Source organism: Kitasatospora nipponensis, from assembly GCF_039528135.1.
Lineage (GTDB): Bacteria > Actinomycetota > Actinomycetes > Streptomycetales > Streptomycetaceae > Kitasatospora > Kitasatospora nipponensis.
The window spans coordinates 1-13,254 of the sequence record NZ_BAAALF010000046.1 but is presented as its reverse complement, the minus strand read 5'-3'; the positions used below and the strand labels follow the sequence as shown (position 1 = coordinate 13,254).

11 protein-coding genes and 1 pseudogene are annotated in these 13,254 nt (G+C 75.2%); 8 read left to right on the top strand and 4 right to left on the bottom strand.

The genetic code is table 11. The features are described 5' to 3' along the window. Positions 1-130: 130 nt before the first annotated feature. Positions 131-2,203 (top strand): CocE/NonD family hydrolase, encoded by a 2,073-nt coding sequence (locus ABD323_RS15605; protein ID WP_344442179.1) that lies wholly within the window; start codon positions 131-133, stop codon positions 2,201-2,203. Positions 2,204-2,245: 42 nt separating this feature from the next. On the opposite strand, the gene ABD323_RS15600 is transcribed toward ABD323_RS15605, so the two are convergent. After that, positions 2,246-3,247: a hypothetical protein gene (locus tag ABD323_RS15600; protein WP_344442178.1), complete on the bottom strand. Its 1,002-nt coding sequence runs from the start codon at positions 3,245-3,247 to the stop codon at positions 2,246-2,248. A 195-nt stretch (positions 3,248-3,442) separates the two neighbouring features. On the opposite strand from ABD323_RS15600, the gene ABD323_RS15595 reads away from it, so the two are divergent. After that, the gene (locus ABD323_RS15595) at positions 3,443-4,564 is read left to right on the top strand and encodes an alpha/beta hydrolase (RefSeq protein WP_344442177.1); all 1,122 of its coding nucleotides are present in this window, start codon (positions 3,443-3,445) and stop codon (positions 4,562-4,564) included. Positions 4,565-4,587: 23 nt separating this feature from the next. Continuing rightward, positions 4,588-5,106, top strand: coding sequence for a hypothetical protein (locus ABD323_RS15590; RefSeq protein ID WP_344442175.1), 519 nt, complete (start codon positions 4,588-4,590; stop codon positions 5,104-5,106). A 26-nt stretch (positions 5,107-5,132) separates the two neighbouring features. Here ABD323_RS15590 and ABD323_RS15585 read toward each other — a convergent pair whose 3' ends face one another. The 3 genes from ABD323_RS15585 to moaA form a co-directional block, all read right to left on the bottom strand. Continuing rightward, positions 5,133-6,770 carry an alpha/beta hydrolase gene (locus ABD323_RS15585; RefSeq protein ID WP_344442174.1) on the bottom strand — a complete coding sequence of 546 codons (1,638 nt, stop codon included), beginning with the start codon at positions 6,768-6,770 and terminating at the stop codon, positions 5,133-5,135. A 43-nt stretch (positions 6,771-6,813) separates the two neighbouring features. Next, positions 6,814-7,638, bottom strand: coding sequence for a hypothetical protein (locus tag ABD323_RS15580; protein ID WP_344442173.1), 825 nt, complete (start codon positions 7,636-7,638; stop codon positions 6,814-6,816). Positions 7,639-7,728: 90 nt separating this feature from the next. Beyond that, positions 7,729-8,724, bottom strand: coding sequence for a GTP 3',8-cyclase MoaA (moaA, locus tag ABD323_RS15575; protein WP_344442172.1), 996 nt, complete (start codon positions 8,722-8,724; stop codon positions 7,729-7,731). Between the two features lie 130 nt (positions 8,725-8,854). On the opposite strand from moaA, the gene ABD323_RS15570 reads away from it, so the two are divergent. The 5 genes and pseudogenes from ABD323_RS15570 to ABD323_RS15550 form a co-directional block, all read left to right on the top strand. Further along, positions 8,855-9,505 carry a nucleotidyltransferase family protein gene (locus ABD323_RS15570; RefSeq protein ID WP_344442171.1) on the top strand — a complete coding sequence of 217 codons (651 nt, stop codon included), beginning with the start codon at positions 8,855-8,857 and terminating at the stop codon, positions 9,503-9,505. A gap of 149 nt (positions 9,506-9,654) precedes the next feature. Beyond that, complete coding sequence (locus tag ABD323_RS15565; RefSeq protein ID WP_344442170.1) at positions 9,655-10,644, top strand: hypothetical protein; 990 nt, start codon at positions 9,655-9,657, stop codon at positions 10,642-10,644. Positions 10,645-10,940: 296 nt separating this feature from the next. Then, a complete protein-coding gene (locus ABD323_RS15560; protein ID WP_425556006.1) occupies positions 10,941-11,939 on the top strand; it encodes a hypothetical protein in 999 nt (332 codons plus the stop codon). Between the two features lie 117 nt (positions 11,940-12,056). Next, positions 12,057-12,923, top strand: coding sequence for a (2Fe-2S)-binding protein (locus ABD323_RS15555; protein WP_344442169.1), 867 nt, complete (start codon positions 12,057-12,059; stop codon positions 12,921-12,923). A gap of 148 nt (positions 12,924-13,071) precedes the next feature. Beyond that, positions 13,072-13,254: pseudogene (locus ABD323_RS15550) on the top strand (hypothetical protein); the annotation flags it as partial.

The following is a 13,254-nucleotide window of genomic DNA, read 5'->3' as shown; positions in this document are numbered from 1 at the left end:
CTCCATGCACGCCCCCGCACGAGCTTCCGCGCGCCACTCTGACGGGCCCTCAGCTCACGATTGGTCATGGAATCAGCGGTAATGTCCACTCTTGTCCGCCGTCCGCCGTCCACCTCCCCGGAGGCTCCGCATGCGGCACCCCAGCTCCCTCCCCCACCGGACCGTCCGCGAGGACCTGCGCCTGCCGCTCGCCGACGGCACCACGCTGGCCGCCCGCCTCTGGCGACCCGTCTCGGGCCCGCCGGTGCCCGCGCTGCTGGAGTACCTGCCGGACCGGCTCAGCGACTGGACCGCCGCCCGGGACGCCGAGCGCCACCCCTGGTACGCCGGGCACGGCTACGCGAGCGTGCGGGTGGACCTGCGCGGCCACGGCAACTCCGACGGCCTGCCGGGCGAGGCGCACGGCGAGCAGTACGGCGAGCGGGAGAGCGCCGACGGGGTCGAGGTGGTGCGCTGGCTGGCCGAGCAGCCCTGGTGCAGCGGACGGGTCGGCCTCTTCGGGATCGGCCCGGGCGCCACCGGCGCGCTGCGGATCGCCGCGCTGGCCCCCGAACCGCTGGCCGCCGTGGTCGCCGTCTGCCCCAGCGACGACCGCTACGGCAACGAGGCGAGCTACCTCGGCGGCTCGGTGCTGGGCTGCGACCTGCCCGCCGGCTCGGCCGCGCGCCTGGCCGCCGCCGCCCGCCCGCCGGACCCGCGCTACGTCGGCGACGACTGGCGGCTGATGTGGCTGGAGCGACTGGGCTCGCTGGAGCCGCCCGTCCACACCTGGCTGGCGCACCAGAGCCGCGACGCCTACTGGCGCCGGGGCGACCTCGGCGAGGACTACGCCGCGATCCGGGCCGCCGTGCTGGCCGTCGGCGGCTGGGCCGAACCCTCCCGGGACTGCGTGCTGCGGCTGGTCGAGCACCTGACGGCGCCGGTGCGCGGCCTGATCGGCCCCTGGGCGCACCAGTACCCGGACCGCGAGCGGGGGCCCGGCCCGGCGATCGGCTTCCTCCAGGAGACGCTGCGCTGGTGGGACCAGTGGCTCAAGGGCGAGGAGCGCGGCGTGCTGGACGAGCCCGGCCTGCGCAGCTGGATGCCGGGGCCCGCGCCCAGCCCGGCCGGGTCGCCCCAGCGGGCCGCACCCACCGGGGGCGACGCGGCGCCGGCCGGCCGGTGGATCGGCGAGGACGGCTGGCCCTCCGACGACGTCCGCGAGATCCACTACGGCCTGGCCGACACCCTGCGCACGGCCGGCACGCCCGAGGGCGAACGGTTCGTCCCGGTCCGCACCCCGCAGCAGACCGGCGTCGAAGCCGGCCGCCCCCCCCCCCCCCGCCGCCCCCGCCGCCTGCCGCCCCGCCCGCGCGCCGAGGACGGGCGCTCGGTCTGCTTCGACTCCGCCCCGCTCGCCGAGCGCACCGAGATCCTGGGCCGGCCCTCGCTGGTGGTGCGGCTGCGCTGCGCCGCCGACCGCGGCCACCTGGTGGTGCGGCTCTGCGACGTGGCGCCCGACGGGTCGTCGGCCCTGGTCACCCGGGGCGTGCTCAGCCTCGCGGCCCGTCGCGGGCCCGAGCGGATGACGCCCTGGGAGCCCGGCGCCGTCGAGGACGTCGAGGTGGAGCTGGCCGCGATCGCGCACGCCTTCGTCCCCGGGCACCGGATCCGCCTGGCGCTCTCCTCCACCTACTGGCCCTGGCTCTGGCCGCTGCCCGAGACGGCCGGCTTCGGGGTCGACCCGGGCCACAGCACCCTCATGCTGCCGGTGCGCCACCTGGCCGCCGACGTCGGCCGGGCCCCGATCACCTTCGCCGAGCCCGAACAGGGCGCACCGCTGGAGGTGCACGTGGCGCCCCGCGAGGACGGCCGGCCCGAGCAACAGCTGACCCTCGACCTGGGCGGCGGCGAGTGGCGCCTGGCCGTCTGCCCCGACCGCGGCGCCTCGCGCAGCTACCCCGACGGCCTGGTCACCACCGAGCGACTGGAGGAGACCTACCGGATCCGGCGCGGGGACCCGCTCAGCGCGAGCGCCCACTGCGAGCGCTCGGTGCGGCTGCAGCGCCCCGACCAGGGCTGGGACGTCACCGTCACGACCGGCTCCGAGCTCGGCTGCGACGGGTCGGACTTCGTGGCCCGCGACCGGCTGACCGCCTGGGAGGGCGGCGCGGTGCTCTTCGAACGGGACTGGGAGCGCCGCATCCCGCGCACCACCGGGTGAGCGCGGGACGCGGCCGAGCCGGGGACCGCGCCCCGGGACCGGCTACGGGACCGGGAACGAGCCGGGCGGCACCTGGGTGGTGGTGGCGTTGCCGCCGGCGACCGGCTGCAGGCTGACCTTCCAGGTCGAGTAGGTGCTGCTGGTGGTGGTGAAGTCCAGGCCGTCGTCGAACTTGGTGAAGTCGCAGCTCTGGGTGAACTGCTTGGTGCCGGCGTCCCAGTCGAAGCCGCCGGTGAAGTAGACGTCGTAGTTGCCGTCCCGGATCCCGGTCACCTTGGCGGTCTTGCCCTTGACCACGTAGAAGGAGTAGGCGGTGGTGCCGCTCTTGGTCAGGGTGAGCACCGCGTCGGCGTCGCCGCCGTTCTCCACGGTCAGCTCGCCGTTGCCGTCGTCCTGGCCCTCGCGGACGAAGGCGCCGTTGTCCAGCGCGCGGTGCTGCTGCTGCGGGGTCTGCGGGACTGCGAAGTCGGTGGTGTAGCCGGAGGCGGCCAGCGTCTGCAGGGCGGCGGGGACGTCCTTGAGCCCCTGCACCCCGCCGGTCTCGGCCAGCGCCGAGGAGGTGGCGCAGACCTTGCTCGCCGTGATGTCGCTCTGGACCTGGCCGAGATCGGTGGCCAGCTGGTCCAGGGCGACGTAGAGCTTGCGGTTGGCGTCGCTGAGGCTGTCCGGCGGCACGGCGCCCTGCAGCCCGGTGGCCGCCGCGCTCGCCGCCTGCTGGGCGGTGCCGAGCGCGGTGCTGAGCGAGTCCAGGCTGCCGGCCTTGCCGACCTGGCCCAGCGCCGTGTTGACCGGGCCGACCCAGGTGGTCAGCTGGATCCCGTACGGCGTCGGCAGCGGGCTCGGCGTCGGGTCGTCGCTGGGCGTGCCGCCCAGCGAGCCGAGCGCGCCGCCCGCGCTGCCGGTGCCGGTGGGCGCCGGCGTCGAGGTCCGGCCACCGGGCAGGCCCTGCGGCCCCGGGTAGCGTGCCGAGCTGCACCCGCCGACCAGCAACGCCGCGCCGACCACCGCGGCCGCCGAGCGGAACGCGGAACGGGAAACACCCACTGAAGTGAGCAAGTCGAGCCCCCCAAGAGCCTTTCGCGTGCATATGCGCGATCAGCCTCCCGCAGGGCGAGTGGCGAGGTCAACAGGGCGCACAGGGGCGCACTTTGGAGGCGTACACACGGAGCGGGCCAGGCCTGCGGCGAGCGCGGACGGGGGTGGGGAAATCCGTTCACCCAGGTCAACTAGGATCGTTCAATGCTCGCGCTGACCGGACTTCCCCTGCAGATCGTGGCCGGCCTGGTGGCCGTGGCCGCCTTCGTCGCCACCCTCTGGCTCTGGCCGAAGCTCGGCGGCAGAGGGTGGAAGGCCCTGCTCGGCCGCTTCGCCGCCTTCTTCGCCACCCAGGCCTCGGTGATCGTCGCCATGGCGCTGATCGCCAACTCCTACTTCGGCTTCTACACCTCCTGGACCGACCTGCTCGGCACCGCCGGCGGCAACGGCACGGTGGTGGACCACCAGCCGAGCAACGCCCTGTCGATCACCGGGCAGCAGAGCTTCTACTCCTCGCAGGGCTCGGCCAAGGAGCGCTCCGGGCAGATCGAGAAGATCCGGCTGACCGGCGCGAGCTCCGGGCTGAGCAACGACGGCTACGTCTACCTGCCGCCGCAGTACTTCCAACCCGATTACGCGCAGCGGCAGTTCCCGATGGCCCTGGTGCTGACCGGCTACCCCGGCACGCCCGAGAAGCTGATCTCGCTGATGCAGTACCCCGCCAGCACGCTGCAGGCGATCAACGACCGGCAACTGCCGCCCACCGTCCTGGTGATGATGCGCCCCAGCCCCATCGCCAACCGCGACACCGAGTGCATGGACGTCCCCGGCGGCCCGCAGGTGGAGACCTACTTCACCGAGGACCTGCCCAAGGCGATGGCCAGCGGCTACCGGATCATGCCGCAGGCCGCCGCGCACGCCGCGATGGGCGACTCCACCGGCGGCTACTGCGCGCTGAAGTTCGCGCTGCGCAAGCCGCACGCGTACGGCGCCGCGGTCGCGCTCTCCGCCGACTACAGCGTGGGCAACGACCCCACCACCGGCGACCTGTTCGGCGGCAGCGCGCAGCTCAAGCAGGAGAACGACCTGCTCTGGCGGCTGAAGAACGCCCCGGCCGCCCCCGTCTCCCTGCTGCTGGCCACCAGCTACGACGAGGACAACTACCACGCCACCCAGGAGATGGTGGCCGCCTTCAAGGCCCCCACCAAGCTCTCCACCATCACCCTGAACAGCGGCGGCCACAACTTCCACACCTGGGGCCGCGAGATCCCGCCGGCCCTGGTCTGGCTCGGCAAGCAGTTCGCCGCACCGGCGGCCGCGGCCTGACCCCTGGCGGCAGACTGTCCGCCATGGAGACCATCCCGCTGGACCGGGGCGACCCGCGCTGGGTCTTCCCCCAGTTGCCCGACGGCGACGCCGTCGCCGTCTCGGCCGCCCTGGCCGAGGCCGACGCCCACCTGCGCACCCTGGCCGACCGCCTCGGCGCCCCACCGGGCGGCCGCCTCGCCTTCCACGCGCAGCCGCAGTTCGCCATCGCCGGCCTCTTCGGGGTGGTCGAGGCGGCCGGCGTGCACTTCTCCGCCGGCCTCTACGCCCCCCGCCGCTGCGCCTTCGACCTCCGCTGGGGCCCACCCTGGACGGTCGACACCGAGATCATGGGCCTCTGCCCCCCTGCCGACACCTGCGGCACCCACGTCCTGGCCACCCACGACACCCAGCACCCCACCCCACGCGAGGCCGCCCACGCCCTGACCGAGGCGACCGCCCGGCTCCTCGCCCTGGCGACGGCGACCCCTCTCGCCACCTGGCACTCACGCATCGACACCCCCTGCCCGGCGGGCGAGGGCGCGGGGCAGGGGGCCGGGTAGAGCGTGACGGCCGGTCGACTACCGTGTCAGCCGGCCGAGTCCGTCGGGCAGTGGGTGCCGGCCGGGGGCATCGTGCCGTCGATCAGGAAGGCGTCGACGTCCTTCTTGATGCAGGCGCTCTTGGAGTAGGCGGTGTGGCCGTCCCCGTCGCGGGTGAGCAGCGTGGCGTTCGCCAGGTTGGCGGCCACCTTCTGCGCGCCGGCGTACGGGGTGGCGTCGTCGCCGGTGGAGCCGACCACCAGGATCGGCGCGCTGCCGGCGGCCTTGATGACGTGCGGCGGCGGGGCGGAGTGGAAGGGCCAGGCCCGGCAGTCCTGCGCCTTGAGGTCCTCGGCGGTCACCCGGCGGTCCAGGTAGGGCGCCTTGTCGTGCAGTTGCTGCAGGGCTTGCTGGATCTGGTCGTCGGTGGGGATCGGCGAGCCGTCGTCGGCGCAGTTGATCGCCACGTTGGCGTCGGCCAGGTTGTTGTAGTGGCCCTGCCCGTCGCGCCCGTTGTAGTCGTCCGCGAACTCCAGCAGGTAGTCGGCCTTGTGGCCCTGCATCGCCCAGGCCAGGCCGTCGCGCAGGTACTCCCAGGACTTCGCGTCGCCGTAGAGCATGTCCAGCGTGCCGGTCCAGCCCTCGGCGGAGGTGAGCTTGCGGCCGTCCGTGCCGGTCATCGGGTGGGCTTCCAGGCCGTCCAGGAAGTCGGCGGCCTTCTTCGCCGCGGCTCCCGGGTCCTTGCCGAGCGAGCAGCCGCTGTGGGTGACGCAGTCCGCGGCGAAGCGCTCGAAGACGCCCTCGAAGCCGACCTGTTGGGCGATGCCGGCGTCCAGCTGGCTCAGCGTCGGGTCGACCACGCCGTCCAGCACCAGCCGGCCGGTGCGGTCGGGGAACTGCTCGGCGTAGAAGCCGCCGAGGTAGGTGCCGTAGGAGAAGCCCAGGTAGTTGAGCTTCTGGTCGCCGACCACCGCGCGCAGCACGTCCAGGTCGCGGGCCGCGTTGACGGTGCCGACGAACGGCAGCAGCTTGGCGGACTTGGCCTGGCAGGCGTCGGCGAAGGCCTTGCCGGTGCCGCCGTCGGCGTGGTCGAGGGCGTTCAGCTGGTCGCGGGCCGCGTCGTCCAGGCAGTGCACGGCGCTGCTCCTGCCCACCCCGCGCGGGTCGAAGCCGATCAGGTCGTAGCGGTCGTTCAGGCTCTTGAACTGGCTGGCGGCGCCGCCGGTGACCATGTCGATGCCCGAGCCGCCGGGACCGCCCGGGTTGAAGAAGAGCGAGCCGAGCTTCTGCACCGACTGCGCGGCCGGCTTCTTGACCAGCGCGAGGTCGAAGGTGTCGCCGGCCGGGTGGGCGTAGTCCAGCGGGACGTGCGCGGTGCCGCACAGGAAGGAGGACTCGTTGACCTCCTTGGTCATCGGGTCGTCCGCGCAGGCGCTCCAGGCGACCTGCTGGCCGTAGAACGGCTTGAGCGCGGGGTCGTCGGCGCCGGAGGGCTGGGCCGTGGGGGTGACTGCGGCGCTGGGCGAGGCCGGGGCGTGCGAGGCGGCGGCACTGGGCGCGCTCGGGGCGGCCGACTCCATCGCCGGGTCCGGGGAGGCTCCCGAGCCGCCGCAGCCGGCGACCACGGTGACCCCCAGCACGGCGGGCAGGATGCGGCGCGACAGGTGCGCCAGAGCGATGTTCACCGCTGAGAAATATCACTATCTCTTCGTATGAACACGCACCGGGTCACCTTCCCCGGTCGGAAGGCCGGCCGTGCACCAGCGCGCGGGCCGCCGTCAGCTCCGGGCCGGGCGCATGGCGGCGCAGGTAGCGCAGGCCCTGCTTCAGGTAGGCCCGCGGGTTGGTCGTCAGGTGGCGCTCCCACGGCCCGGCCCGGCTCTCCCCGCGCAGCCAGGCGTAGCAGGCCAGCCCGTAGCCGTACTCCCGCTCGGAGAGGTAGCCCAGTCGGCGGGTGGTGCGGCGCCCGCCCGCCACCTCGGTGCTCAGGGCCGCGTTCGCGCTGAAGACGCCCAGCCCGAAGTAGACCGTCAGCAGGTCGGTGAGCGGCTCGTGGTCGGGCCGCTCGGCGCTGACCCGCACCTCGTCGAGCAGCCGCACGTGGCCCAGCTCGTGCGCCACGACGGCGACCAGCGCCGTCGGCCGGGTGCCCAGCCGCGCGTCGACCCCTATCACCGCGAGCCCCTGGCGCCGCCGGTAGTGGCCGGCCGCGTAGTGCGAGCGGCTGGTGAAGCCCAGTCCCGCGGCCATCGCCCACTCGCCGTCGTCGGGGTCGATCTCGACGGTCACCACCTCGGGGTGCACCCCGGTGAACTTGCAGAGCCGGCCGACCAGTCGGCGGATGTCCTGTTCGGAGCCGTCGTAGGGGCCGGGGAAGAACTCGGCGGTGGGCAGCACCGGGTCGCGCAGCAGCGGCCCGGGACCGAACTCGGCCACCAGCCACGCCATCGAGCGCTCGATCCACTCCCGCTCCGCCCGCCGCACCGGGGGCTTCGCCGCCAGCAGCACCTCTCGACCCCCCGCCCGGCGCCCTGCGCCCGCCCCCCATGACACCTGATGGACGCTCGGTGGATCGCGCCGGTTCCCGGCCTTCTCCCAGGAACCACCCAGCGGCCGGTCATCAACGCCCCGGGCGGCTCCCGCTCAGCCGCCGATGGCGGACATCGGACGCTCCGGGCGCCGGAAGTCGGCCGAGCCGATCTCGTGCCCGGGCCCCTTGCGGGCGATGGTGGCGCGCCATGCCCGCTCGAGGCCCGCGTCGTCCGCGCCGCCGCGCAGCAGCGCCCGCAGGTCGGACTCCTCGGTGGCGAACAGGCAGTTGCGCAGCTGTCCGTCCGCGGTCAGCCGCACCCGGTCGCAGCCGCCGCAGAACGGCCGGGTGACCGAGGCGATCACGCCGATGACCGTGTCGGTGCCGGCGATCCGCCACTCCTCGGCCGGCGCGTTGCCGTGCCGGCCCACCGGGACCAGCTCCCAGCGGGAGCCGAGCACCGCGAGCAGCTCGTCGGCCGTGATCATGGCCGCCCGGTCCCAGGCGCCCTGGGCGTCCAGCGGCATCGACTCGATGAAGCGCATCCGGTAGCCGTGCGCGGCCGCGAACTCGACCAGGTCGAGGACCTCGTCGTCGTTGACCCCGCGCACCGGCACGGCGTTGATCTTCACCGGGGCCAGCCCGGCGCGCCGGGCGGCGGCCAGCCCGGCCAGCACGTCGGCGATCCGGTCACGCCGGGTGATCTCCCGGTAGCGCTCGGGGCGCAGGGTGTCCAGGCTGACGTTCACCCGGTGCAGCCCGGCCGCCTTCAGCTCCTCGGCCGTGCGGGCCAGCCCGATCCCGTTGGTGGTCAGCGAGAGCTCGGGCCCCAGCGCGGTGAGGCGGGCGAGGAGCCCGGGCAGGCCGCGCCGCAGCAGCGGCTCGCCGCCGGTCAGCCGGATCGTGCGGATCCCGAGCCGCTGGACCGCCACCCGCACCAGCCGGACGATCTCGTCGTCGGTGAGGACCTCGGCCTTCGGCAGCCAGTTCAGGCCCTCGGCCGGCATGCAGTACGTGCAGCGCAGGTTGCAGCGGTCGGTCAGCGAGACCCGCAGGTCGGTGTGGACCCGGCCGAAGCGGTCGACCAGGGGGGCAGGTGCGGTGTGCATAACGGCCAGTAGAAGCGCAGGTGAACGGAAGATCCAGCGGCGGATGCCCCGGGGTCCCCCCAAGGTCAGCGCCCCACCCTTGTGGAATCACACAAGGCCGGGCGGGCCCGCCGGGCGGCAAGCTGGTGGCATGGCAGCCACCCCGCCCCACCCCGCCCCCGTGGACCGGCCCGCACCCGCGCCGCCGCCGGTGGTGGGGCTGCTGCTGGCGGCCGGCGGCGGGCGCCGGCTGGGCGGGCGGCCCAAGGCGCTGCTGCGGCTGCGGGAGCGCCCGCTGGTCGAGCACGCGCTGGAGGTGCTGCGCGCTGGCGGCTGCGGACCGCTCGTGGTGGTGCTGGGCGCGGCCCGCGAGCAGGTGCTGGCCACCGCCGCGCTGGACGGCTGCACGGTGGTCGCCAACCCGGACTGGGAGCAGGGCATGGGCGGCTCGCTGCGCGCGGGCCTGGCGGCCGTGGCCGCCCTGCCCGGCCCCTGCTCGGCGGTGCTGGTCTCGCTGGTGGACACCCCGGGCGTGACACCGGCCGCCGTCACCCGGCTGCTGGCGGCGCACCGCGAGGGCGCCGCGCTGGCGGCCGCCGGCTACCACGGCCGGCGCGGACACCCGGTGCTGATCGGCGCCGCGTACCTGGCCGAGGCGGCGGCCGGTGCGCACGGCGACGCCGGGGCGCGCACACTGCTGACGGAGCGTCAGGACCGGCTGCGGCTGGTCGAGTGCGCCGACGTCGCGGTGCCCGACGATCTGGACACCCCGGCCGACCTGGCCCGCTGGTCGGCGGGTTGACAGCGCGCGCCCGCTCCTCCCGGCAGCGCACAGCGGTCCCCTTCCCCCTGAAATCCCCCTGATCGTTCCCTTAACCCCTGCCGCCGGGCGCCCCGATCGGGGAGCATGGAGGCGTCCCGCCCTCTCCACCCGAACGGACGGTGCGCGCCTTGTCCGGATCCCCGCTGCCCGACGACTTCTCCGGCCGTGGACCGCACAGCGGCCGCAGCCCCTACGACTCCGGCTACCACCCGGGCGAGGACGGGCCCGTGACCGGGCCCGGCGCCGGTGCGACCCGGCCCATCCGCTGCCCCGCCTGCCGCCGCGAGCACCTCTACGAGCCGCCGGCACTGCCCTGCCCCTGCGGCGCGGCCCTGAAGATCCCGCTGCTGCAGGGCGGGGTGCCGATCCAGGTGCGCTTCCGCTCCTGGGAGGACTCCTGGCTGAGCATGCGCTGCCCGCACTGCGGCCGCTCCGACCAGTGGCCGCAACCGGAGTTCACCTGCAACTGCGGTGCCACCGTCCGGTTGCCGGTGGACCGGGCGCCGCGCACCGGTGCCACCGGACCGCAGGGCGCGCGCCCGCTCGGCGTGCGCCCCTACTCCGGATCACCCGCCCCGCTCTACGCCGACGAGCCGCCGCAGCCCCCGTCGCACCCCTCACAGCCTTCACAGCCGTCGCACCCGCACCCGCACGGCGAGCCGCCGAGCCCACCGCGCTCGCGCCCGCCGGGCACCCCGGCCGCACCGCAGGGCGGCCGCTGGCAGAACCGTCCGCCCTTCCGCCCGCACCCGGTGCGCACCGCGCAGGACGCCGTGCTGACCACCGCCCGCTACCTGGAGTGGCTCGGCTTCGACGAGTTGGAGCTCACCGAGGCCCAGGAGCGCGACGCGGTGACGCTGTTGGGCGAGCGGATCGTGGCCCAGGTGGACACCTGGCTGGAGCCGGCCGACCTGCGCTCGATCGAGTGCCTGTGGCTGCAGACCCTGCACGCCGAGGAGATGGCGGCGGCGATGTTCACCACCGCCGGCTACTCGCACCAGGCGACCGTGCGCGGCGAGCAACTGCTGGTGGCGCTCTTCACGCTGGACGAGGGCGGCGTGCCGCAGCCCGCGAACGGCGCCGCCGAGGCCCTGCTGGAGACCGGCTGGACCTCCTGACCCTGGCGACACTCCTGACCCTCCGTCACCACCCGTCCCACCGACGCCGCCTCGACCTGCGCCGATGCGCCCGCGTACGCCCCCGTGGCCCGCGGTCCGCCCGTCCTCGAGCCGAGCTCGCACCGCCTCGGGAAGCAAAATACGTCGCGCTCGTGATCTGGTGCACAAGCTCGCCCACGTGTTGAATTGCCGCCACGGCGGCCATGGCTGTGGACGGCGGTATCCGTAGGACCGGACGGCGCACAGGGGGCGGCGCCCCCGGTCTGCCGGCCGGTCTTGATGGCGCACACAAGGAGGTGGCGTTGTCGGAGTACGGAACGGCCCCGCTGGGCGGGGGGACGCGTGGCCGGGTGGGGGAGGCCGGGAGCGGGCGCGGTGGCCCGCCGGGGATTCCACCGCACGGCGGAGGGCTGCATCCGGGCGCGGACGGCCACCTGGACGAGATCACCAGCGGCACGGTCTGGCGGCTGCGCTCCCGGGCCTGCTGGCAGGAGGCCGCCGAACTGCTCATGCCGGCGGCCGAGCGGGACCCGCGCACGGCTCTGTGCCGGGCCGAACTCCTCATCGAGCAATGCCTGTTCACCGCCGACCACTGGGAGGAGGCGGAGGGCGCGCTGCGCCTGGCGGAGGCCGGGGTGACCAGCACCGAGCAGCGCGCGACGGCGGCCTGCGCGCGCGGCTTCCTGGCCTACCTGGGCAGCGTGCTGGGTCCGCGCGACCGGCTGGACGAGGCGCAGGCCGCCCTGGGACGGACCTCCGCGCTGCTGGCCCCGGACGCGGCGGGCCGCCCGCTGCTGGACTTCCGCCGCGGCCTGGTGGCGGAGAACCTGCTGCGCGACCGGACGGCCGCCTGGATCGCCTACCGGCGGGCGCACGACGGCGCGTTGGCGCACGGCGACACCCTGCTGGCCTCCTCCACCTGGCGCCATCTGGCCGCCCTGGCCCTGGCCGGCGGCGACCGGGTGCGGGCCCGCGAGGGCTTCACCGCCTCGCTGCGGCTGCGCGAGGAGCTGGGGTTCATGGTGGGCGTGGCGCCCGCGCTGGCGGCGCTGGCCGAGGTCTGCGAACCGGAGGAGGCGCAGCAGTTGCGGGCCGAGGCCGGGCGGCTGGTGCAGGCGCTGGGCGGCGTGCCGGTCTGGCTGGTCGGCGCGCTCGGCGAGAGCGCCGCGACCGGCGGTCCGCCGGGGGCGCCGCGCGGCGCCCCACCGAGCGCGCGCCCGGGCGTGCCGGGGACGCGGAGCGCGGGTCCCCCGGACGGCCGCACCGAACGGGACGCCCGACGGCCTGTCAGCTAAGGTGAGGCTAACCTGATGGGGCCGGGCGCGCGGTGGTGACACGCGCGCGCCCGGCCCGGTCGGGACCCGCCGCACCCGGGCTCGCGCGAGCACCGGCCGACCCGATGGGGCCTCGCCATGACCGTGCGCCACGCGACGAGCACCCCCGACACCGCGGGTCCGGCGCGGGTCATGGGCCCGGCGCGGCCCGCCCCCGTCCCCCTGGTCGACTCCTACGCCGCCCTCGCCCGGGTCTTCCCCGACCTGCGCATCCGGCTCACCGAACCGCCCGAGGGCCGGGGCTGGGTCAGCTGCGCCCAGTTGCCCGGCGACCCGCAGCTGCGCGCCCGACTGCTCGCCGCCGAGGCCCGGTACGGCCTGTCCCGCTACGGCGAGCCGCTGCGCCCCGAGGTGGCGGCCGGCTTCTGGCTGCACCGCCTCGCCTGGCCGCTGGGCCTGTTCTTCACGCTTCCCTGGTTCCTGGAGCGCCGGGTGCCGCTGCCGGCCCCGGGCACCCTGGCCCTGCGGCGCGCGGCCGGCGGCGGCGGCCCCTTCGAACTCGCCACCCGGCCACCGGCCTTCGCCTGCCTGCCACAGGACCCGGCCGCCGCGCTGCCCGGCGCCCGGCCGGTGGCGGACGAGGACGCCCTGCGCGCGGAGCTGCGCACGGCGGTGGCCGGCCAGCTCGCCCCGGTCCTGGCGGCCTTCCGCCGCGAGCTGCGGCGCGGCCCGCGCACCCTGTGGGGACTGGCCACCGACGAGCTGGCCGAGGGACTCTGGTTCGCGGCCGGCCTGCTGGGCGTCGAGGAGCGCGCGGTGGTGGAACTGGCCGCCCTGCTGCCCGGCGGCACCGCCCCCTTCACCGGCGCGGCGGCCTTCCACGGCGCCGGTGGCGCACCCCCGCGGCGGGCGGCGGCGCGCGGGCGTTCGCGGGTGAGCTGCTGCCTCTACTACACCGTGCGCCCTACGGACGCCTGCGCCGGCTGCCCGCGCACCTGCGCCTGAGGGCGCGGCCGTCCGCCCGCGATCCGCACCAGAAATCAGTTCAACCGTCGTACTGTCATTCTGACATTTCGTCATACTCCGTCCCGTCACGTGCATTTGCTGGCAAACCACCCGTACGGGGATCGGCCATCCGCCATGATGGACGTCCATGGTGGCCGCTGCCACCACGACGGCCGGAAGCGAGGCGTTCAGCACCATGAGACTGTCGGACATACCACTGGGCTGGGCGGTCGCGGTCGGCGCCGCGCTCGTCCTGGTCGCCGTCCTGGTGGCCTTCCTGCGTTTCAAGGCCACCAAGGCCGAGGACAGCGGAGACTCCTGGGAGCGCACC

What these genes read in the sequence shown, in the direction of transcription:
- ABD323_RS15605 (WP_344442179.1), top strand. Translation starts at nt 131, where the DNA reads ATGCGGCACCCCAGCTCCCTCCCCCACCGGACCGTCCGCGAGGACCTG.
- ABD323_RS15595 (WP_344442177.1), top strand. Translation starts at nt 3,443, where the DNA reads ATGCTCGCGCTGACCGGACTTCCCCTGCAGATCGTGGCCGGCCTGGTG.
- ABD323_RS15590 (WP_344442175.1), top strand. Translation starts at nt 4,588, where the DNA reads ATGGAGACCATCCCGCTGGACCGGGGCGACCCGCGCTGGGTCTTCCCC.
- moaA (WP_344442172.1), bottom strand. Translation starts at nt 8,724, where the DNA reads ATGCACACCGCACCTGCCCCCCTGGTCGACCGCTTCGGCCGGGTCCAC.
- ABD323_RS15570 (WP_344442171.1), top strand. Translation starts at nt 8,855, where the DNA reads ATGGCAGCCACCCCGCCCCACCCCGCCCCCGTGGACCGGCCCGCACCC.
- ABD323_RS15555 (WP_344442169.1), top strand. Translation starts at nt 12,057, where the DNA reads ATGACCGTGCGCCACGCGACGAGCACCCCCGACACCGCGGGTCCGGCG.